Here is a 22,134-nt window from a genome sequence, read left to right as displayed (position 1 = left end):
AGCACTTGGCTCGGTTTGTTTGTTTGGTGCCCAGAAGAAGACTCGAACTTCCACGACCTTGCGGTCACCAGCACCTGAAGCTGGCGTGTCTACCAATTTCACCATCTGGGCATGGCGCTGATTTAATTAGATTTTTCGTGGGAGTGCAACTGAATTTTTGAATTTCTTCGGGAGGCGGTTGAGCGATTCAGTTGCCGCGTGGGACAGGGCAGGGGAAGTGATCTAGGCTGAGGGCTGTTTTGCCAGGCTTGACTTTTCAAGCCGCAAAATGCACAAAACCGAGCCTAAGCTCGGTTTCGTTGAATTGGTGCCCAGAAGAAGACTCGAACTTCCACGACCTTGCGGTCACCAGCACCTGAAGCTGGCGTGTCTACCAATTTCACCATCTGGGCAGTTCGTTGATTTCATTCGATATTTCGTTTGATTTCAACTACAACTTGGCAGTGCCGTCGTTGTGGGGCGCATCTTACGGAGGAGATTGAAGGCTGTAAAGCCCCCGTGCAAAAATAATTTGAAATAGCGAAAAGTCCCAGCAAACGCTGTCTTCGCGTTTCAATCTGGTATATGCCAAACTAATTACATCCAGATAAGGTGAACTCATTCTAATGGCCGATTGGCAGTCCCTCGATCCCGAGGCCGCTCGTGAAGCGGAAAAATACGAAAACCCCATCCCTAGCCGTGAGCTGATTCTGGCGCACCTTTCCGAGCGCGGTTCGCCCGCCGCCCGTGAGCAGTTGGTGGAAGAGTTTGGCCTCACGACTGAAGATCAGATCGAGGCCTTACGGCGTCGGCTCCGTGCCATGGAGCGAGATGCGCAACTGATTTACACCCGCCGCGGTACGTACGCGCCGGTCGACAAGCTGGACCTCATCCTGGGTCGCATCAGCGGGCACCGCGACGGCTTCGGCTTCCTGGTTCCGGATGACGGCTCCGACGACCTGTTCATGAGCCCTGCGCAAATGCGTCTGGTGTTCGACGGCGACCGTGCACTGGCGCGCGTCTCGGGTCTGGATCGTCGCGGTCGCCGCGAAGGCGTGATCGTCGAGGTCATCTCCCGTGCACACGAAACCGTGGTGGGTCGCTACTTCGAAGAAAGCGGCATCGGTTTCGTCCAGCCGGACAACCCAAAAATCCAGCAGGAAGTGCTGATCACCCCGGGCCGTAACAACGGCGCCAAGGTCGGTCAGTTCGTCGAGGTGAAAATCACCCACTGGCCAACCCCGCGTTTTCAGCCGCAAGGCGACGTGGTTGAGGTCGTGGGTAATTACATGGCGCCCGGTATGGAGATCGATGTCGCGCTGCGTACCTATGACATCCCTCACGTCTGGCCCGAGGCCGTGCTCAAAGAAGCCGCCAAGCTGAAGCCGGAAGTCGAGGAGAAAGACAAGGAAAACCGCGTCGACCTGCGTCACCTTCCGTTCGTGACCATCGACGGTGAAGATGCCCGCGACTTCGACGACGCCGTTTTCTGCGAAGCCAAGCCCGGCAAGCTGCGCCTGTTCTCCGGCGGCTGGAAGCTCTACGTGGCGATCGCCGACGTATCGAGCTACGTGAAGCTCGGTTCGGCGCTCGACGCTGAGTCTCAGGTGCGCGGCAACTCGGTGTATTTCCCCGAGCGCGTGATCCCGATGCTCCCTGAGCAGCTGTCCAACGGCCTGTGCTCGCTGAATCCGCTGGTTGATCGTCTGGCAATGGTTTGCGAGATGACCATCTCCAAGACTGGCGAGATGACCGACTACGTGTTCTACGAAGCCGTCATTCACTCACATGCGCGTCTGACCTACAACAAGGTCAGCTCGATGCTGGAGCATCCGAAAGCCGCCGAAGCCAAGCAGCTGCGCGAGCAGTATGGCGACGTCGTGCCGCACCTCAAGCAACTTTATGCGCTGTACAAAGTGCTGCTGGGCGCCCGGCATGTTCGCGGTGCAATCGATTTTGAAACCCAGGAAACCCGGATCATTTTCGGTTCCGAGCGCAAGATCGCCGAGATCCGCCCGACCACTCGCAACGATGCGCACAAGCTGATCGAAGAATGCATGCTTGCGGCGAACGTGGCGACTGCAGCGTTTCTCAAGAAGCATGAGATCCCTGCGCTATATCGCGTCCACGACGGTCCGCCGCCTGAGCGTCTGGAAAAGCTGCGTGCCTTCCTCGGCGAGTTGGGTCTTTCCCTGCACAAGGGCAAAGACGGCCCAACGCCGAAGGATTACCAGGCCCTGCTTGAAACCATCAAGGACCGTCCGGATTACCACCTGATCCAGACTGTGATGCTGCGTTCGTTGAGTCAGGCGGTGTACAGCTCTGATAACCATGGCCACTTCGGCCTGAATTACGAAGCATATACCCACTTCACCTCGCCGATTCGACGCTACCCGGACTTGCTGACTCACCGCGCGATCCGCAGTGTGATCCGCTCCAAGCAGGAAACGCCGCACGTTCGTCGTGCTGGTGCTCCCGTCATTCCGAAAGCGCGCATCTACCCGTACGACGAAGCGATGCTTGAGCAGTTGGGCGAGCAGTGCTCGATGAGCGAACGCCGTGCCGATGAGGCGACCCGCGATGTCACGAACTGGCTGAAATGCGAGTTCATGAAAGATCGCGTTGGCGAGTCGTTCCCGGGCGTGATCACGGCTGTGACCGGCTTTGGTCTGTTCGTCGAGCTGACCGATATCTATGTCGAAGGCCTGGTTCACGTCACCGCCTTGCCAGGTGACTACTACCACTTCGATCCGGTCCACCATCGTCTGGCCGGCGAGCGCACAGGCCGTAGCTTCCGCCTTGGCGACACCGTTGAAGTCCGTGTCATGCGTGTTGATCTTGACGAGCGCAAGATCGACTTCGAAATGTCCGAGAAAACCACCAGCGCGCCGATTTGCCGCAAGCGTCGGACGTCAGAGCCTGCCGCGGCAGAGAAGGGCAAGGATTCCAAGGAGTCCTCGTCTGCTTCCAAGTCGGGTCGCCGGACCGCGAAAGAGCCTGTTGCCGAGGCTTATCGGCCAAGTGATGCGGCTGCCAAGAACGCAGAAGTGCGCAAAAGCCGTGAAATGAAGAAAGCGCTGCTGACTGAAGCCAAGGGTGGTAGCAAGGCATCGTCGGGAAAGTCGACGAGTGATTCCGCTGGCGCTTCCGGTAAGTCGAGCAAGCACCGCAAGGGTTCGTCGAAATCGGGCTCGGCTTCTTCTGCAAGCAGTGGCAGCGTTCGCAAACCTAAGGCCAAGTCATGAGTCAGCTGGAAAAAATCTACGGTGTTCATGCCGTAGAGGCGCTGTTGCGTCATCACCCGAAGCGGGTCAAGCAGATATGGCTGGCTGAAGGGCGCAGCGATCCGCGGGTTCAGGTGCTCATCGAGCTCGCTGCGCAGAACCGCGTGTCGGTGGGTCAGGCTGAGCGCCGCGAGATGGATGCCTGGGTTGAGGGCGTTCACCAGGGCGTGGTGGCGGATGTCAGTCCGAGCCAGGTCTGGGGCGAGGCGATGCTCGACGAGCTGCTCGACCGCACCGAAGGTCCGCCGCTGATTCTGGTGCTGGATGGCGTCACCGATCCGCATAACCTGGGCGCCTGCCTGCGGACTGCCGATGCGGCCGGTGCGCTGGCGGTGATCGTGCCGAAGGACAAATCTGCGACTTTGACGCCAACCGTGCGGAAAGTGGCGTGCGGCGCGGCAGAGGTTATTCCTCTCGTGGCCGTGACCAACCTGGCGCGCACGCTGGAAAAACTCCAGCAACGCGGCCTGTGGGTTGTCGGTACCGCAGGTGAGGCCGAACAGGAGTTGTATCAGCAGGACCTGACTGGCCCAACTATCCTGATCATGGGGGCTGAAGGCAAAGGCATGCGCCGCCTGACTCGCGAGCATTGCGACTATCTGGTACGCCTGCCGATGGCGGGGAGCGTCAGCAGCCTTAACGTTTCGGTCGCGACAGGCGTCTGCCTGTTCGAAGCCCTGCGCCAGCGCGCCGCTGCCAGGAAGTAGTTGTCAGTAGCAAGCTGCAAGTCTCAAGCTCGAGCCAGTCACGCTCCGGCTTGTAGCTTGTAGCTTGTAGCTTGTAGCTCAAAGCCATTGTTCAAATATTCACCAATCTCCTTGCGCCCCTCCTACCCCTTCTCTACAATCGCGTCCCTTGCTGTCATGGCAGGCGCTCATGTGCCTGTTCCTGTGCAAGATAAACCAGTGTTATTCACTCCTTGTCTGACCGCTTTGGCGGCAGGCTACAACCCGTAAGGAGCATTCATGCGTCATTACGAAATCATCTTTCTGGTTCACCCGGACCAGAGCGAGCAAGTCGGCGGCATGGTAGAGCGTTACACCAAGCTGATCGAAGAAGACGGCGGCAAGATCCACCGTCTGGAAGATTGGGGCCGTCGTCAACTGGCCTACGCAATCAACAATGTTCACAAGGCTCACTACGTGATGCTGAACGTTGAGTGCACTGGCAAGGCTCTGGCCGAGCTGGAAGACAACTTCCGTTACAACGATGCCGTGATCCGTAACCTTGTCATCCGTCGCGACGAAGCTGTTACTGGCCAGTCCGAAATGCTCAAGGCTGAAGAAAACCGCAGTGAGCGCCGTGAGCGTCGCGACCGTCCTGAGCACTCCGACGCCGATGGCGCCGATGGTGATGACAGCGACAACAGCGATAACGCTGACGAGTAATCCACGGACCTTTTGAGGAGCCCATTACATGGCACGTTTCTTCCGTCGTCGTAAATTCTGCCGCTTCACAGCTGAAAATGTGAAGGAGATCGATTACAAAGATCTCAACACCCTGAAAGCCTACGTATCTGAAACCGGCAAGATCGTTCCTAGCCGCATTACTGGTACCAAAGCTCGTTATCAGCGTCAGCTGGCTACCGCTATCAAGCGCGCCCGCTTCCTGGCCCTGTTGGCCTACACCGACAGCCACGGCCGCTGAGACCAGGTAGTCGACAAACGCAGTAAGGGATAGATCGCATGCGCGCCATGGCTGAATTCATCATGCGCGGCCGCATGCAGGCCACTCTCGTAGTGGTTGGATGTGCGGCATTGCCGCTGTTGTTCTGGTTGAGTGCTGCCGCAGGTTGCCTTGTGCTCCTGCGACGCGGGATGAGTGACGCCTTAGGCGTCCTCGCCTGGGCTCTGCTGCCGGCTTTGGTCTGGTGGTATTTCGGTGAACCCCGCACCCTGATGGTGTTGCTGGGTTCTTGGGGGTTGGCCGCCGTGTTGCGTGCCAGCGAGTCCTGGGTCCGCGTGCTGCTGGTCAGCGTGGCGGTTGGATTGTTGTATGCAGTGGTTCTGGGCGCGGTGTTTCGCGAGCCCATCGAAGCCATGGCGGGAGAGCTGCAAAAGCTCTTGCCCCACGTCTTCGGTGATGTCTACCAGCAGATGTCGGTAGAAGAGCGAGCGCGTCTGGGGGCACTGATTACACCCGTCCTCAACGGCCTGATTGCAGCGTTGTTGCAGATCGTCAGCGTGGTATGCCTGATCCTTGGGCGGTACTGGCAGGCGTTGTTGTATAACCCGGGCGGTTTCGGGCGCGAATTTCGCAGCCTGAAACTCCCGCGGGCACCGATGCTGGTGCTGCTGGTGTGCATGTTGGTGGGGCCGAACTTCGGTCCTCAACTGGCGATGCTGACACCGTTGTGCAGCGTACCGCTCATGTTCGCGGGCCTGGCCCTGATTCACGGTCTGGTGGCTGCAAAGCGCCTGACACGGTTCTGGCTGGTGGGGTTGTACGTCACGCTGTTGCTGTTCATGCAGCTGATCTATCCGTTGCTGGTGGTGATTGCCATTGTCGACAGCCTGATTGATTTTCGCGGCCGTCTGGCGTCGAAAGATGCCGATAACGGTTCTGCGAACGGTGAAGGTTAAAGTTAAGAGGTTTTACCAAATGGAACTCATCCTGCTGGAAAAAGTCGCCAACCTGGGCAACCTGGGCGATAAAGTAAACGTTAAGGCTGGCTACGGTCGTAACTTCCTGCTGCCTTTCGGCAAAGCCACCGCTGCAACCGCTGCCAACGTGGCCGCGTTTGAAGAGCGTCGTGCAGAGCTGGAAAAAGCTGCCGCCGAGAAGAAAGCTTCTGCTGAAACTCGTGCTGCTCAACTGGCTGAGCTGGAAGTGACCATCACTGCCACCGCTGGTGACGAAGGCAAGCTGTTCGGTTCGATCGGTACTCACGACATCGCTGACGCACTGACCGCCTCTGGCGTTGAAGTGGCCAAGTCTGAAGTTCGTCTGCCGAACGGCACCATCCGTAACGTTGGCGAATACGACGTAGCCGTGCACCTGCACAGCGACGTTGAAGCTACCGTTCGCGTTGTTGTTGTAGCTGCTTAAGCAGTCGGGTTTCTGCGCTTCGGTGCAGAAGTCTGACCGACTGACGACTCGCTCCTCGGTCGGTTAGCATTGGGCACGTTCCTGTTCGCAGGTCGTGCCCTTTGTCATTTCTGAGTATCCTGATTCAACCCCCTGATTTCCGTGTGGCCATGAACGACATCTCCGCTCCCGAGCAATATGACCTGCAAACCGCTGCCCTGAAGGTGCCGCCGCATTCCATCGAGGCCGAACAGGCCGTGCTCGGTGGTTTGATGCTGGACAACAATGCCTGGGAGCGCGTGCTTGATCAGGTGTCGGATGGCGACTTCTATCGTCATGACCACCGTCTGATATTCCGCGCCATCGCCAAGCTGGCCGATCAGAACCAGCCGATCGACGTCGTCACCCTGGCCGAGCAGCTCGACAAGGAAGGCCAGACCTCCCAGGTCGGTGGCCTGGGTTACCTGTCGGAACTGGCGAAGAACATCCCGTCCGTCGCGAACATCAAGGCCTATGCCCAGATCGTTCGTCAGCGCGCAACGTTGCGCCAGTTGATCGGCATCAGTACCGAAATCGCTGACAGTGCCTTCAACCCGGAAGGGCGTACGGCCGAAGAGATTCTCGACGAGGCCGAACGGCAGATTTTTCAGATCGCCGAAGCGCGGCCCAAGACGGGCGGCCCGGTCAGCGTCAACGACCTGCTGACCCGTGCGATTGACCGCATCGATACGCTGTTCAACATCGGCGACGGCATCACTGGCCTTTCCACGGGCTACGCCGACCTGGATGAAAAGACCAGCGGTCTGCAGCAGTCTGACCTGATCATCGTTGCAGGCCGTCCGTCGATGGGTAAGACCACCTTCGCGATGAACCTTGTGGAAAACGCAGTGCTGCGCAGCGACAAGGTGGTGCTGGTCTACTCGCTGGAGATGCCAGGTGAATCGCTGATCATGCGTATGCTTTCATCGCTGGGTCGTATCGACCAGACCAAGGTACGTTCCGGTCAGCTGGATGATGATGACTGGCCGCGCCTGACGTCGGCGGTCAACCTGCTCAACGATCGCAAGCTGTTCATCGACGACACCGCCGGCATCAGCCCGTCGGAGATGCGTGCGCGTACGCGGCGTCTGGTCCGCGAGCACGGCGACATCGGCCTGATCATGATCGACTACCTGCAGCTGATGCAGATCCCTGGCTCGAGCGGAGATAACCGGACGAACGAGATTTCCGAGATCTCCCGTTCCCTCAAAGCGCTCGCCAAGGAATTCAACTGCCCGGTGGTCGCGCTGTCCCAGCTGAACCGCTCCCTCGAGCAACGTCCGAACAAGCGCCCGGTGAACTCCGACTTGCGGGAATCCGGAGCGATCGAGCAGGACGCCGACGTCATCATGTTCGTGTACCGGGATGAGGTGTATCACCCCGAGACCGAACACAAGGGCATCGCTGAAATCATCATCGGCAAGCAGCGGAACGGCCCGATCGGGTTCATTCGGCTTGCGTTCATCGGCAAGTACACCCGCTTCGAAAACCTCGCGCCGGGCAGTTACAACTTTGATGATGATGAATAGGTAGGGCTCTGGATCGCGACTTTGATGCCGGAAGGGCTTTAGAGTCGCGAGTCACGCCGATCGCTTATCCGACTGCCGTCGTCGGATTTGATCAAAATTTGTGCTATTCTCCGCGCCCGCGAATTTCCAAGCGAAAATCGCCCCCAGACACGAACACTGGTCATCGATATGCAAGCAGCCAAGCCGTTATTTGACTATCCGAAGTACTGGGCCGAATGTTTCGGACCAGCGCCTTTCCTGCCCATGAGCCGGGAAGAAATGGATCAGCTTGGCTGGGATTCCTGCGACATCATCATTGTCACGGGTGATGCCTACGTCGATCACCCTTCGTTTGGCATGGCAATCATCGGCCGGCTGCTGGAGTCCCAGGGCTTCCGCGTCGGGATCATTGCGCAGCCTGACTGGAAGTCAAAAGACGACTTCATGAAGCTCGGCGAGCCGAACCTGTTCTTCGGCGTCGCGGCTGGCAACATGGATTCGATGATCAACCGCTACACCGCCGACAAAAAGATTCGCTCCGACGATGCTTACACGCCGGGTGGTATGGCGGGCAAGCGTCCGGACCGTGCGAGTCTGGTTTACAGCCAGCGTTGCAAGGAAGCCTACAAGAACGTGCCGATCGTTCTGGGTGGCATCGAAGCATCGCTGCGCCGCATCGCTCACTACGACTACTGGCAGGACAAGGTTCGCAACTCGATCCTGATCGACGCCTGCGCCGATATCCTGCTGTACGGCAACGCCGAGCGCGCCATCGTCGAAGTGGCCACCCGCCTGTCCTATGGCGAAACGATCGAAAGCATCACTGACGTGCGCGGCACGGCATTCATTCGTCGTGATACGCCGGAAGGCTGGTACGAAGTCGACTCCACGCGTATCGACCGTCCAGGCAAGATCGATAAGATCATCAACCCGTACGTGAACACTCAAGACACCCAGGCCTGTGCCATCGAGCAGGAAAAGGGTGATGTCGAGGATCCGAACGAAGCGAAGGTCGTGCAGATTCTGGCGAGCCCGCGCATGACCCGCGACAAGACGGTCATCCGTCTGCCGTCGATGGAGAAAGTCCGCGGCGACGCGGTGCTCTATGCCCACGCCAACCGCGTGTTGCACCTGGAAACCAACCCGGGTAATGCCCGCGCGCTGGTCCAGAAGCATGGCGAAGTGGACGTCTGGTTCAATCCGCCGCCCATTCCGATGACCACCGAAGAAATGGACTACGTGTTCGGCATGCCCTACGCGCGCATTCCGCACCCGGTGTACGGCAAGGAGAAGATCCCGGCCTACGACATGATCCGTTTCTCGGTGAACATCATGCGTGGCTGCTTCGGCGGCTGTACGTTCTGTTCGATCACCGAGCACGAAGGCCGGATCATCCAGAACCGTTCCCACGATTCGATCATTCGCGAAATCGAAGAGATCCGTGACAAGGTCCCCGGCTTCACCGGCGTGATTTCCGACCTCGGCGGTCCGACAGCAAACATGTACCGCATCGCTTGCAAGAGCCCGGAAATCGAATCGGCGTGCCGCAAGCCGTCGTGCGTGTTCCCTGGCATCTGCCCGAACCTGAACACCGATCACTCGGCGTTGATTCAGCTGTACCGCAGCGCCCGCGAACTGCCCGGCGTGAAGAAGATTCTGATCGCCTCCGGTCTGCGTTACGACCTGGCCGCTGAGTCGCCCGAGTACGTCAAGGAACTGGTGACGCACCACGTCGGCGGTTACCTGAAGATTGCGCCTGAGCACACCGAAGAAGGTCCGCTCAACCAGATGATGAAGCCGGGCATTGGCAGCTATGACAAGTTCAAGCGCATGTTCGAGAAGTACTCCAAGGAAGCGGGCAAAGAGCAGTACCTGATTCCTTACTTCATCGCGGCCCACCCGGGCACGACCGACGAGGACATGATGAACCTCGCGCTGTGGCTCAAGGGCAATGGCTTCCGTGCGGATCAGGTGCAGGCGTTCTATCCGTCGCCGATGGCCAGTGCGACCGCCATGTACCACTCCGGCAAGAACCCGCTGCGCAAGGTCACGTACAAGAGCGACTCGGTCACCATCGTCAAGAGCGAAGAGCAGCGCCGTCTGCACAAGGCGTTCCTGCGCTACCATGATCCGAAGGGATGGCCGATGCTGCGTGAAGCACTGGAGCGAATGGGCCGTGCCGATCTGATCGGGCCGGGCAAGCATCAGCTGATTCCGCTGCACCAGCCGGAAACCGACACCTATCAGAGCGCGCGCCGCAAGAACTCGACGCCGGCCGGTAGCCACAAGGTTGCCAGGACCACCAAGATCCTGACGCAGCACACCGGCTTGCCACAACGCGGCAGCGACGGCAGCAAGCCTTGGGACAAGCGCGAAGAGGCCAAGGCCGCGGCGGCTGCTCGTAACAAGCAGGCAGCCAAGGATCGCTCGGATGCGGCCAAACCCGGTAAAGGCAAGAAGCCAACGCGCCAGCCGGTCTTTCCACGCTAAGGCCCTCGCGTCAACGCTTCTTCGCTCCAACAAAACGCCAGCTTTCGAGCTGGCGTTTTGCATTCCAGTGCAAATAACCCCACCCGCCTCATTTCCGTGCGACCCTTGCACCATTCGTTGAAGCGGGCGCGATTTTGGTGCTGTGCTTGGCTGAACACGCTACCTCCACGCCGGAGGCGCCTGATTTGCCGGGGTGGCATAAGTCTTGCGCAGCTCCGTTACCGTCCAGGCTCGCAGGAGGCACGCCGTGTCGATTCACATTGCCTTGCACCATGTCACGCATTACCGCTACGAACGCGCGGTTGAGCTGGGTCCGCAGATTGTCCGTTTGCGCCCGGCGGCCCACAGCCGTACGCGCGTGTTGTCGTATTCGCTGAAAGTCCTTCCTGAAAACCACTTCATCAACTGGCAGCAGGACCCGCAGGGTAATTACCTGGCGCGGTTGGTGTTCCCGGAAAAGACCAACGAGCTGCGCATCGAAGTGGACCTGGTCGCCGAAATGGCGGTGTTTAACCCCTTCGATTTCTTCCTTGAGCCCTACGCCGAGAAGATCCCGTTCACCTATGCCCGCGAAGAGCACCACGAGCTGCAGCCCTATCTGGAAAAGCTGCCGCTGACCCCAAGATTCCAGGCGTATCTGGACAGCATCGACCGCACGCCGATTCCGGCGATCGACTTTCTGGTGGGTCTTAACCAGCGTCTGGCCAATGACATTGGTTACCTGATTCGTATGGAGCCGGGCATTCAGACGCCGGAATACACCCTCGAAAACGCCTCCGGCTCGTGCCGTGACTCGGCCTGGCTGCTGGTGCAATTGCTGCGTCACCTGGGCCTGGCCGCGCGGTTTGTGTCCGGGTATTTGATTCAGCTCAAAGCCGATGTGAAGGCGCTGGATGGACCGTCCGGCACCGACGTTGATTTCACGGATTTGCACGCATGGTGCGAGGTGTATCTGCCAGGCGCTGGCTGGGTGGGCCTTGACGCCACGTCCGGCCTGTTTGCCGGTGAGGGTCACATTCCGCTGGCGTGCAGCCCCGAGCCGTCTTCGGCGGCGCCGATCAGTGGCATGGTCGAGCCCTGCAACACCGAGTTCACCCACGAGATGTCGGTGCAGCGCATCTGGGAGGCGCCCCGCGTCACCAAGCCCTACACCGAAGAGCAGTGGCAGGACATTCAGACGCTGGGCCGGCAGATTGATAACGACCTGATGGCACACGACGTGCGCCTGACCATGGGCGGCGAGCCGACCTTTGTGTCCATCGACGACCGTGACGGCGATGAATGGAACACCGCCGCACTGGGTCCGAAGAAGCGTCTGCTCTCGGCCGAGCTGTACCAGCGCATGCGGGACCATTACGCGCCCCAGGGCATCGTTCATTTTGGTCAGGGCAAGTGGTACCCCGGTGAGCAATTGCCGCGCTGGTCGCTGAACTGCTTCTGGCGTAAGGACGGGCAACCGGTGTGGAGCAACAACGCGCTGGTCGCTGACGAAACCCGGGACTATGGCGCCGACAGCGAGATGGCGGGCAATTTCCTGCGCAGCGTGGCCGAGCGGCTGAAGCTGCCGGCGCGCTACGTTTTCCCGGCCTACGAAGACCGTTTCTATTACCTGTGGCGTGAGGGCGCGCTGCCCAAGAACGTCAGCGCCGAAGCTTCGCGCCTTGAAGACCCGCTCGAACGCGCGCGCCTGCGCAAAGTGTTTTCCCAAGGGCTGGACACGGTCATCGGCCACGTGCTGCCGCTGGCGCGAACCGCCGCCGACGATCACTGGCAGAGTGGTCGCTGGTACCTGCGCGACGAGCATTGCCGTCTGGTGCCGGGGGACTCCGCGCTCGGCTATCGCCTGCCGCTGGCCTCGCAGCCGTGGGTCAAGGCAGCGGAATACCCGTACATCCATCCGACTGATCACAACCAGGCATTTGCCGAGTTGCCCGACCGCGACGAGGTTCAGTCGCGACTGGACGGCCTGGCAGAGCAGAGCGACCCTGGCGTCGAGCGCGAACCCGAGATCGACGAGTCCGCCGATTGGCTGACCCGCACCGCCTTGAGCGCCGAAGCGCGGGGCGGGCGGTTGTATCTGTTCATGCCGCCGCTGCAATCCCTTGAGGCCTATCTGGAACTGGTCGCCGCCATCGAAGCGACGGCAGAAGACATGCGCTGCCCGGTGTTGCTGGAAGGGTATGAGCCGCCGAGCGATCCGCGTCTGGCGAACTTCCGCATCACCCCGGATCCGGGCGTGATCGAAGTGAACGTGCAGCCGTCGTCCACCTGGGATGAGCTGGTCGAACGCACCGAATTTCTCTACGAACAGGCGCGCCTGACCCGGCTGACCACCGAGAAATTCATGATCGACGGGCGGCACACCGGCACCGGCGGCGGCAACCATTTTGTCCTCGGTGGCGCAACGCCGGGCGACTCGCCCTTCCTGCGCCGGCCGGATCTGCTGCGCAGCCTGTTGAGTTACTGGCATAACCACCCGTCGCTGTCATACTTGTTCTCTGGATTGTTCATCGGCCCGACCTCCCAGGCGCCGCGGGTCGACGAAGCGCGCAACGACTCGTTGTACGAGCTGGAAATCGCCTTCTCGCAAATGCCCGAGCCGGGCGAAGAATGCGCGCCGTGGCTGGTGGACCGGTTGCTGCGCAATCTGCTGATCGACGTGACCGGGAACACCCACCGCGCTGAGTTCTGCATCGACAAGCTTTACTCGCCGGACGGCGCCACCGGCCGGCTGGGCCTGCTGGAGCTGCGTGCGTTCGAGATGCCGCCCCACGCGCGCATGAGCCTGGCGCAACAGCTGTTGCTGCGGGCGCTGGTCGCGCGTTTCTGGCGCGAGCCCTATGCACCGGCGAAACTGGCGCGCTGGGGCACCGAGCTGCACGACCGCTTCATGCTGTCGCATTTCATCGAGCAGGATTTCGCCGACGTCATCGCCGAGCTCAACAGCGCCGGTTATCCCGTGCGCGGGGAGTGGTTCGCGGCGCATCTGGAGTTTCGCTTTCCGAAGGTCGGCGATTACACCGTCAGCGGTATCGAGCTGGAGCTGCGCCAGGCCCTGGAGCCTTGGCACGTGCTGGGCGAGGAGGGTGCAGCGGGTGGCGCGGTTCGTTATGTGGACTCATCACTGGAGCGCTTGCAGCTGAAAGTCACCGGCCTACCGCCGCAGCGTTACATGCTCACCTGCAATGGCGTACCGGTGCCGCTGCGGCCGACCGGGCGCGTGGGCGAGTTCGTCGCGGGAGTGCGTTATCGCGCCTGGCAGCCGACCAATGCCCTGCAGCCGACGATCCCGGTGCATGCGCCGCTGGTCTTCGACATCCTCGACACCTGGATGCAGCGCTCGCTGGGGGGCTGCGAGTATCATGTCGCCCACCCTGGCGGGCGCAATTACGAAACCTTGCCGGTGAACGCCAATGAGGCGGAAAGCCGACGTCTGGCGCGGTTCTTCCGGGTGGGCCACAGCCCCGGCAAACTGGACGTCCCCACGCTAACCCTCAACGATGAACTGCCGATGACCCTGGACCTGCGCCTGCATCGGTAGCTGCGCCGGCGACCTGACGTGGAGTCAGTTCGCCGTGCTGCACGTTTAAAACATGGAGAGCGCCCTGCGTGTCATGTTGTCTGCGCTACTCTGAGCGCAGTTGATTCGAGTCCTTTTGTTGTCTGCCGAGCCTTCCATGCCTGACCTGCTTGACCACTATCCGCTCACCCCGGGTACCTACCACGAGATGCTGGATGCCAGCGGCGCCGTTCGGCCGCATTGGCAGCGGCTGTACGAGCATCTCCAGCGCAGCACACCTGCGCAGCTCATCCAGCGTCAGGCGCTGCTCGCCCGGCAGATTCAGGAAAACGGCGTCACCTATAACGTCTACGCCGACCCCAAGGGTGCCGATCGGCCCTGGGAGCTGGACATGCTGCCCCACGTGATTCCGATGGAAGAGTGGCAGCCACTGGCGGCCGGCATCGCCCAGCGCGCGCGTTTGCTCAATGCCGTGCTGGCTGATCTCTATGGCCCGCAGGAGCTGATCGCCGAAGGTTTGCTGCCGGCGGAGCTGGTGTTCGGCCACAACAACTTTCTCTGGCCATGCCAGGGCGTAAAGCCGCCTGAAGGCACTTTTCTGCATGTGTACGCGGTTGACCTGGCGCGCACGCCCGACGGTCGCTGGTGGGTCACCGCCGACCGGACTCAGGCACCGTCGGGTGCCGGTTACGCGCTGGAAAACCGGCTGATCGTGTCGCGGGCGTTTCCCGAGTTGTACCGGGATCTGCAAGTCCAGCACCTCTCGAATTTCTTCCGGTCGCTGCAGGAAACCCTCGCGCGCCAGGCACCTACCAGCCACGAAGCCCCGCTGGTGGTACTGCTGACACCTGGGCGTTTCAACGAGAGCTATTTCGAGCATCTTTATCTGGCCGGTCAGTTGGGTTATCCACTGGTGGAAGGCAGCGACCTGACCGTGCGCGACGCGACGGTGTACCTGAAAACCCTCAGCGGGTTGCGTCGTGTTCACGCGATCATGCGCCGTCTGGACGACGATTTTTGCGATCCACTTGAACTGCGCACGGATTCCGCGCTGGGCGTGCCGGGCCTGCTGCAAGCGGTGCGACAGGGCCGCGTGCTGGTCGCCAATGCCCTGGGCAGCGGCGTGCTGGAATCACCGGGGCTGCTCGGGTTTCTCCCGAAGATCAACGAGCACCTGTTTGGCGAAGAGCTGCTGCTGCCGTCGATCGCCACGTGGTGGTGTGGCGAACCGCCGGTGCTGGCCCAGGCCTTGGAGAAGATGCCGGAGCTGCTCATCAAGCCTGCGTTCCCGTCCCAGAGTTTCGCCCCGGTGTTCGGCCGCGATCTCAGAGACGATGACCGCCAGGCCCTGGCCGCGCGTATGCAAGCCCGGCCTTATGCCTACGTCGCGCAGGAATTGGCGCAGTTGTCCCACGCGCCAGTCTGGCAGGGCGAGGACAGTCAGCTGCAGCCCCGCGCCATTGGCATGCGCGTGTACGCGGTGGCAACGGCCGATGGCTATCGCGTCCTGCCGGGCGGATTGACCCGCGTGGCCGCTGATGCCGACGCTGACGTGGTGTCGATGCAGCGCGGCGGGGCGAGCAAGGACACCTGGATCCTCGGTGAGCGCCCGCTGGGTAGCGAACCGTGGAAGAATCGCCATTCGCTGGGCGTGCATGACCTGATTCGTCGCGACCCGTATCTGCCGTCTCGGGTCGTGGAAAACCTGTTCTGGTTCGGCCGTTATTGCGAGCGCTGCGACAACAGCGCGCGCCTGCTGCGGATAATGCTCACGCGTTATGTCGACGGCGATGATCCAGTCGCTTTGCAAGCAGCGGTCGAGCTGGCTGAGCGACTTCATCTGCTGCCGCTCCAGGACGAAGAAGAGCCGAGCGAACTGCATGAGCGTTTGCTTGAAGCGCTGTTGGGTGATGACTGGCCGTTCAGCCTGCGCTCCAATTTGCAGCGCCTGCAATGGGCGGCGTCCCAGGTGCGCGGCAAGTTGTCCCGCGAGAACTGGCAGGCGCTGGTGGAATTGCAGCGTGAAGCCATGAGCCTGGAAGCCGAGACCCCTGATTTCGGCGAGCTGCTGGATTTTCTCAACCGACTGGTGATGTCGCTGGCGGCGCTGTCCGGTTTCGCCCTTGACGACATGACCCGCGACGAGGGCTGGCGATTCCTGATGATCGGGCGGCGCATCGAACGCTTGCAGTTTCTGTGCACGACACTGGCGGCCTTCCTGCGCAGCGAGGCAGTGTTTCACCAAGATGCTCTAGACGGGCTGCTTGAACTGGGCAACAGCGGGATCACCTACCGCTCGCGCTATCTGGCCCTGCCGCAGTTGATCCCGGTGCTCGATTTGCTGGTGTTGGACGATCAGAACCCCCACGCGGTGTTGTTTCAGCTCAAGCTGGTGGCCCGCTCGGTGAAGCGCATGAACGAGGATTTCGGCGTGCCCCAGGACAACAGCCTCGCGGCGCTGATCCAGCGGCTGTCGGTCTTTGATCTGGGCTGCCTGGAGGAAGGGTTGTTCGGCGAGAGCAGCGTCAAGGCGGCGCTGGATGGGTTGGCGGATTTGCTGCAAACCATCGGCGAGACCAGCGGCCACGTTTCGGACCGGCTCGCGCTGCGTCATTTCGCCCATGTCGACGACGTCAGTCAGCGCACGGTGTCGGTCTGATGAACAGCGCCCAGTATCAGATCCTTCACGACACGCATTACAAATACGACAGCCCGGTTTCCCTGGCCCAGCAGCTCGCCCATCTGTGGCCACGGCGCAGTCCCTGGCAGCGCTGCCTTGAGCAGCATCTGGTCATCAGCCCGACCCCGACCACCCGCCGTGATGAGCTGGACGTGTTCGGCAATCCGCTGACGCGCCTGGCATTCGAACGTCCCCACGATGAGCTGCAGGTCAACGCGCGCCTGCGCATTGAAGTACTGGAACGGCCGCGGCTGGATTTCAATGGGTCCGCTCCATGGGACGAGGCGCAGCGTCGGCTGACGTACAGCGCGTCCAGGATGGCGCCGGACATCCTTGATGCCTGCCGCTATCGGTTCGAATCGCCTTACGTGCATTTGAAGCAGACGTTTGTCGAGTTCTCCGCCAGTTGCTTTCCCGCCGGGCGGCCGATGCTGCTGTGCGCGCAGGCGCTGATGGAGAAGATATTCGAAGAGTTCACGTTCGATGGCGAGGCGACTCAGGTGGCCACGCCGCTGGTGGAAGTGCTGGAAACCCGCCGTGGCGTCTGTCAGGACTTCGCTCATTTGATGCTGGCCTGCGTGCGTTCGCGCGGGCTGGCGGCGCGGTATGTCAGCGGCTATCTGCTCACACAACCGCCGCCCGGGCAGCCACGGCTGATTGGCGCCGATGCGTCCCACGCGTGGGTGTCGGTGTTTTGTCCGGTGTTGGGGTGGGTGGATTTCGATCCGACCAACAACGTTCAGCCTGCGCTTGAGCACATCAGTCTGGCGTGGGGGAGGGATTTTTCTGACGTGTCGCCATTGCGGGGGGTGATTCTGGGGGGCGGGAGCCACGATCCGGAAGTGCGGGTGACGGTGATGCCGATTGCGGGATAGGCGGGCGTTGGTATCGACGGGGCTATTAGCGCGCTTGCGATCTCTGGGTGTCAGTCAATGGATGGATCATGGCGAAAATCCCATCGTGAGCAAGCTCACTCCTACAGGTTTTCGCGTTCATCCATCCCATTGCGCTGAATCAGATGATCACTCAGCAGGCTTTTCTTCGGCGGAGCCTTTTACTTCGGTGGAGCCTTCAGCATCGGTAGAGTGCTCAGCTTCGGTGGCGCCTTCGGCATTTTCGCCGTCTACGACTGCACCTTCTCCAGCCTCTGCTTCAGCCTTCTCGGCCTGCTTGCGCTGTGCTTTTTCCTCTTTCTTTTGCTCTTTTGCCAGATCACGTTGGCGTTTGGCGAAGGAATAGTTGGGTTTGGCCATGGGCAGTCCTCGAGGCAGACGATAAGTCAGCACATTCTGCCTGAGAATGGTGCAAAACCGGCGGGGTATTTTTCCTCACCCAATCATCAATCCCGGTCAGTCGCCCGCCATTACAGGTCTCAGCCGCTGGAAACCGCGCGCTGATAGACGCCGTAGGCCTGGCTGGCGCGGTCGTAACTACCGGATGCGCCACAGGCGTAAGCGGCGAGCAGGCTGCGAAAAATGCTGGAGAGTTGCATGGGATCGTCCTGAAGATGGGTGACAGGGCGATCTTATGCAGCCATCGTAGCGCTGACTGTTTGATTGTCTCGATGGCCCTGATAGAGGCCGCTCAGAGGTGCTCAGTAATAGCGGTTGATACATTGTTCTAATTTAGGGCAGTCTTTGTATACAAAATCAGAGATTACCCCACCAGGAGACGCATAATGATTCGCAAGCTTGTCGCTGCATCCGTTCTGACTTTGGCCAGTGGGCACCTGCTGGCGGCCGACTGCTCGGTCGAAGTCGATTCCACCGACCAGATGACGTTCACCACCAAGGCCATCGAAATCGACAAGAGCTGCAAGCAGTTCACCGTCAACCTGAAACATACGGGCAGCCTGCCGAAGGCGGTCATGGGCCACAACCTGGTCATCAGCAAATTCGATGACATGTCGCAGATCGCCACTGACGGCATGAGCGTCGGCATTGACAAGGATTATCTGAAGGACGGTGACGCGCGCGTTATTGCCCACACCAAAGTCATCGGCGGAGGCGAGTCGGATTCAGTCACGTTCGACGTCTCCAGGCTGGATCCGGCTCAGGCATACGGCTTCTTCTGCTCGTTCCCGGGTCACATCGGCATGATGAAAGGCACTGTCACGCTGAAGTGATCACTGGGCCTGCTTCGAGTCGGTCATCTTGAAGATGCCCTGGGCGTTGCTGCTATCGAAGTTGAGATCGATCTTGCCGTTGTCAGGGTCGATCTTGCGCTGAATGAACTCCACGAATGAGCCCGGCACCTCGTGTGCCACCACGAAACCCTCGGCATTCAACAGCCCTCGGCTTACGGTGCAGGCCTTGTACGCGGTCTGCATGACCCTTCCCGAACCTGACACCTCGATGCTGTCCTTCATCGGCCGCTCGCGCCGATGCTGTTCAGCGACCGTCGCTTCCAGATCCACCACCCGATCGGTCAGGTGATTGAAGCTGTTGCCCTCGGTGGCGATCCACGCCATTTCCGCGCTTTCGCTCAGCAGTTGGCGATAGTCATCTTCCCGAACAACGCCGTGTTGGCGGCCAAATCCGCGATACAGCGCCGGTAGCAGCTGAGTGGCTTCCATGAGGCTGCAATGCCGGGTCGTGCGCAGGCGACTCAGAACGCTCAAGTCTTCAGGGCTCAACGGGTCGCGGCTGGAACCGACGACACGGCTGACCGCCTCTTGAAACGACTGACTGAGCCGGCCGGGGTGCAGTTCGGAAACGAAGAACTGCGCGATGTCTTCCGGCAGGTCCATCTGGCGATAGCCCCAGCCGGTCATGTTCAGTTTGGTTAGCGGATAGGTGCGCACATCGGTGAAACCCAGCGGCTCCAGCAGGCGCGAGAAGGCCTGACGCCCGCGCGGCAATTCGCCGTTGTCCGCCCAATCGACGGTGCGGATGGCACCGTGGTCGAACACCACTTTGCGGCCGCCCTCGGATTGCTCGTCCACATAGCGACGCCCGTCTGGCACGGCCTCTACCAGCTTGTGGAACAGGCACAGGTTCAACGCTTCGGCGAGCCAGACCCGATGGACCGCTTCGTCAGACCAGGAAAACCTGCCCAGCGCCTGGGGCACCTCGACGCGGTGTTCGAGCCACGCCGCAGCGGGCTGGCCGACGGTGGACGCAACGAGGGAGAAGAGGCCTTGGAAAGCAGTCATGGATAGCGGCTCTGGGCGGGGAAGTCAGAGCGCTATGTAAGCCGTGATGGCGAGCGCCATCAAGCGAAAAGAAATAACGGGTTCATTCCGTTTTTGAATGCTGCCCGATGGATTTTCATCCAAACCCATCGGGCATCTTCATTACCGAGCCTTACGGCGCGTATGGCAGATCCCGTTTGTGCTGGGTCTTGCGGTAGGTGCTGACAATGATCTCGGCGGTTTCCGGCTTCACCGGCTCGCCGTGCAGGAAGGCGTCGATCTCTGCGTAACTGATGCCGTGGGCCGCTTCGTCCGGTTTGCCGGGCACCAGCTCTTCGAGGTCGGCGGTAGGGACTTTCTCGACGAGGTTGTGCGGGGCGCCGAAGCTGCGGGCGATCGCGCGAACCTGGTTTTTCACCAGACCGCTCAACGGCGCCAGGTCGCAGGCGCCGTCGCCGAACTTGGTGTAGAAGCCCATGACCGCTTCAGCGGCGTGGTCGGTGCCGATGACCAGACCGCCTTTCACACCGGCAATGGCGTACTGCGCGACCATCCGCGTCCGGGCCTTGATATTGCCTTTGACGAAATCCACGGCACTGGCGGCCTGGCCTTCGAAGGCTTTGATCTGATCAACCAGCGCTTTCACCGAGGGCGCGATGTCCACCGTGTGGCGCTCGTCCGGGTTGATGAAATTCACCGATGCCGTGGCTTCATGTTCGTCGTGCTGGATGTGGTACGGCAGGCGCACGGCGATGAAGGTGTAGGCATTGTCGCCGGTGCTCTCACGCAGCTCGCGGATGGCGCGTTGGGCCATCAAACCCGCTGTCAGCGAATCCACGCCGCCACTGATGCCCAATACAAGCACTTTCAGGCGGGCGTTATGCAGGCAGTCCTTGATGAATTGCACGCGGCGGCTGACTTCCGCCTGCAGCGCTTCGTCGTTGGCGAAAGGCGGCTGGACGTTGAGCTGCCGGGCGATCTCGCGCTGTTCGTCTTGCATGATTGACTCCTTGAGCAAAAAAGGAATGGCATGGAAAAGGGGCGGCGGTCGGTGCTCGACTCAGGCTGGCACCTTGAATACGTGGCGCAGGTAGGACACGAACTCCGGGTCCTTGCACTGGGTTTTGCCGGGCTCGTCGGAAATCTTTGCCACGGGCTGGCCGGCGCAGGCGGTCATTTTCAGCACGATGCTCATCGGCTTGATCCCCGGAATGTCGGCGGTCAGGTTGGTGCCGATCCCGAAACTGACGTTGATGCGGCCCCGCAGCGCGCGGAATATTTCCAGCGCCTTGGGCAGGTTCAACCCATCGGAGAACACCAGCGTCTTGCTCATCGGCTCGATGCCCAGCTTCTGATAATGCCGGATGCATTTTTCGGCCCACTGCACAGGATCGCCCGAGTCATGGCGCAGGCCGTCGAAGAGCTTGGCAAAGAACAGGTCGAAATCACCGAGGAAGGCATCGGTGGTGATGCAGTCGGTCAGCGCAATACCCAGCAGGCCGCGGTACTCGCGCACCCAGCAGTCGAGCGCGGCAATCTGGCTGTCGATCAGGCGCGGGCCGAGTTGCTGATGGGCCATGATCCATTCGTGAGCCATGGTGCCGAGGGGTTTGAGGTCGAATTTGCGCGCCAGGTGCACGTTGCTGGTGCCGACGAACTGGCCAGGGAAATCCTTTTTCAACACCGAAACAACGTCTTCCTGTACCGCGTAGGAGAAGCGCCGGCGCGTGCCGAAGTCGGCCACCTTCAATTCCGCCAGTTCATCGGCGGTGGCGGTGGCGGTCAGCCAGTCGAATTTGCGGTACAGCTGATCGCGGGCCTGGCTGAGCAAGGTTTCCGGGTTGCGGTGGCGGTTGCGGACTTCGCTGACGATGGCCAGGACGGGCACTTCGAAGAGGATCACGTGCAGCCATGGGCCAGACAGGCGGATGCACAGTTCGTCGTTTTCGATGGTGGTCTGGACGTAGCGCAGGTTGAAGCGGAACAGCCCGAGGAAACGCAGGAAGTCGGGCTTCATGAAGTTGATGCGTTCGAGGAAACCGGTCTCCTCGATGCTCAGCGACAGTTCGCAGAGCTGCTCGATCTGATGGCGGATTTCGGCCAGATACGGCCTGAGGTCTTCACCGTTGCGGCAGCGAAACTCCCACTCGACTTCGACGTTGGGGTAGTTGTGCAGCACGGCCTGCATCATGCTCAGCTTATAGAGGTCGGTATCGAGCAGGTTCTGCACGATGCGGTCCGCGAAAGCGCTCTCACTCATTGTGTCGCTCCAGCCAGCAGTGGCCGCCAAGGTGCGGCCCGGGATTCAATTGGGTGTCGCATACAACCTTGCGGTAGCGCTGTGGCGGTACGTCCGGTTTGTTATTGACGATGGCCGACATAATGCCAGTCGTCGTGGAAGAGGGGCAGAAATGTTTCAGCGATTGTGGGACCGGCTTTAGCCGGGAAGGCGTCGGTGGTCACGCCGCAGATGT

16 protein-coding genes and 2 tRNA genes are annotated in these 22,134 nt (G+C 60.6%); 12 read left to right on the top strand and 6 right to left on the bottom strand.

The genetic code is table 11. The features are described 5' to 3' along the window. Positions 1 to 24: 24 nt before the first annotated feature. Positions 25 to 111: transfer RNA gene (locus QWI20_RS01550), tRNA-Leu, on the bottom strand. 194 nt (positions 112 to 305) lie between these two features. Further along, positions 306 to 392: transfer RNA gene (locus QWI20_RS01545), tRNA-Leu, on the bottom strand. Positions 393 to 605: 213 nt separating this feature from the next. On the opposite strand from QWI20_RS01545, the gene rnr reads away from it, so the two are divergent. From rnr to QWI20_RS01490, 11 genes are all read left to right on the top strand, one after another. Then, on the top strand, positions 606 to 3,224 hold the full coding sequence (gene rnr / locus QWI20_RS01540) for a ribonuclease R (RefSeq protein ID WP_369303850.1): 2,619 nt from the start codon (positions 606 to 608) through the stop codon (positions 3,222 to 3,224). After that, entirely contained in the window at positions 3,221 to 3,970 is a 750-nt protein-coding gene (gene rlmB, locus QWI20_RS01535; RefSeq protein WP_133774531.1) for a 23S rRNA (guanosine(2251)-2'-O)-methyltransferase RlmB, read from the top strand. Before rnr ends, rlmB begins: the two co-directional genes overlap by 4 nt. Before the next feature lie 258 nt (positions 3,971 to 4,228). Beyond that, positions 4,229 to 4,651: a 30S ribosomal protein S6 gene (gene rpsF / locus QWI20_RS01530; protein WP_065987796.1), complete on the top strand. Its 423-nt coding sequence runs from the start codon at positions 4,229 to 4,231 to the stop codon at positions 4,649 to 4,651. Between the two features lie 28 nt (positions 4,652 to 4,679). Further along, positions 4,680 to 4,910: a 30S ribosomal protein S18 gene (gene rpsR, locus QWI20_RS01525; RefSeq protein ID WP_037015707.1), complete on the top strand. Its 231-nt coding sequence runs from the start codon at positions 4,680 to 4,682 to the stop codon at positions 4,908 to 4,910. A 38-nt stretch (positions 4,911 to 4,948) separates the two neighbouring features. Further along, positions 4,949 to 5,845, top strand: a complete 897-nt coding sequence (locus QWI20_RS01520) for a hypothetical protein (RefSeq protein ID WP_346629330.1) — start codon at positions 4,949 to 4,951, stop codon at positions 5,843 to 5,845. Positions 5,846 to 5,864: 19 nt separating this feature from the next. After that, a complete protein-coding gene (gene rplI, locus QWI20_RS01515; protein ID WP_122533812.1) occupies positions 5,865 to 6,311 on the top strand; it encodes a 50S ribosomal protein L9 in 447 nt (148 codons plus the stop codon). 149 nt (positions 6,312 to 6,460) lie between these two features. Then, positions 6,461 to 7,858 carry a replicative DNA helicase gene (gene dnaB, locus QWI20_RS01510; protein WP_065987793.1) on the top strand — a complete coding sequence of 466 codons (1,398 nt, stop codon included), beginning with the start codon at positions 6,461 to 6,463 and terminating at the stop codon, positions 7,856 to 7,858. Positions 7,859 to 8,026: 168 nt separating this feature from the next. After that, positions 8,027 to 10,327 carry a YgiQ family radical SAM protein gene (locus tag QWI20_RS01505; protein ID WP_369303848.1) on the top strand — a complete coding sequence of 767 codons (2,301 nt, stop codon included), beginning with the start codon at positions 8,027 to 8,029 and terminating at the stop codon, positions 10,325 to 10,327. 247 nt (positions 10,328 to 10,574) lie between these two features. Next, entirely contained in the window at positions 10,575 to 13,868 is a 3,294-nt protein-coding gene (locus tag QWI20_RS01500; RefSeq protein ID WP_369303847.1) for a DUF2126 domain-containing protein, read from the top strand. 136 nt (positions 13,869 to 14,004) lie between these two features. Further along, entirely contained in the window at positions 14,005 to 16,506 is a 2,502-nt protein-coding gene (locus QWI20_RS01495; protein WP_369303846.1) for a circularly permuted type 2 ATP-grasp protein, read from the top strand. Beyond that, positions 16,506 to 17,402: a transglutaminase N-terminal domain-containing protein gene (locus tag QWI20_RS01490; protein WP_369303845.1), complete on the top strand. Its 897-nt coding sequence runs from the start codon at positions 16,506 to 16,508 to the stop codon at positions 17,400 to 17,402. The genes QWI20_RS01495 and QWI20_RS01490 overlap by 1 nt, the downstream gene beginning before the upstream one ends. Positions 17,403 to 17,549: 147 nt before the next feature. Here QWI20_RS01490 and QWI20_RS01485 read toward each other — a convergent pair whose 3' ends face one another. Continuing rightward, a complete protein-coding gene (locus QWI20_RS01485; protein WP_192171083.1) occupies positions 17,550 to 17,780 on the bottom strand; it encodes a hypothetical protein in 231 nt (76 codons plus the stop codon). Between the two features lie 425 nt (positions 17,781 to 18,205). Here QWI20_RS01485 and azu point away from each other — a divergent pair, with 425 nt between their 5' ends. Further along, complete coding sequence (gene azu / locus QWI20_RS01480) at positions 18,206 to 18,652, top strand: azurin (RefSeq protein WP_369303844.1); 447 nt, start codon at positions 18,206 to 18,208, stop codon at positions 18,650 to 18,652. Here azu and QWI20_RS01475 read toward each other — a convergent pair whose 3' ends face one another. The 3 genes from QWI20_RS01475 to pncB form a co-directional block, all read right to left on the bottom strand. After that, complete coding sequence (locus QWI20_RS01475; protein WP_369303843.1) at positions 18,653 to 19,681, bottom strand: DUF1338 domain-containing protein; 1,029 nt, start codon at positions 19,679 to 19,681, stop codon at positions 18,653 to 18,655. A gap of 151 nt (positions 19,682 to 19,832) precedes the next feature. Beyond that, on the bottom strand, positions 19,833 to 20,660 hold the full coding sequence (nadE, locus tag QWI20_RS01470; protein ID WP_369303842.1) for an ammonia-dependent NAD(+) synthetase: 828 nt from the start codon (positions 20,658 to 20,660) through the stop codon (positions 19,833 to 19,835). 60 nt (positions 20,661 to 20,720) lie between these two features. After that, entirely contained in the window at positions 20,721 to 21,920 is a 1,200-nt protein-coding gene (pncB, locus tag QWI20_RS01465; protein WP_192171079.1) for a nicotinate phosphoribosyltransferase, read from the bottom strand. Positions 21,921 to 22,134 lie beyond the last annotated feature (214 nt).

The sequence above is a fragment of the Pseudomonas sp. W2-17 genome (assembly GCF_041060445.1).
GTDB lineage: Bacteria > Pseudomonadota > Gammaproteobacteria > Pseudomonadales > Pseudomonadaceae > Aquipseudomonas.
Note: the sequence above shows the minus strand (reverse complement) of the source record. Positions and strands in the feature narration are given on the sequence as shown.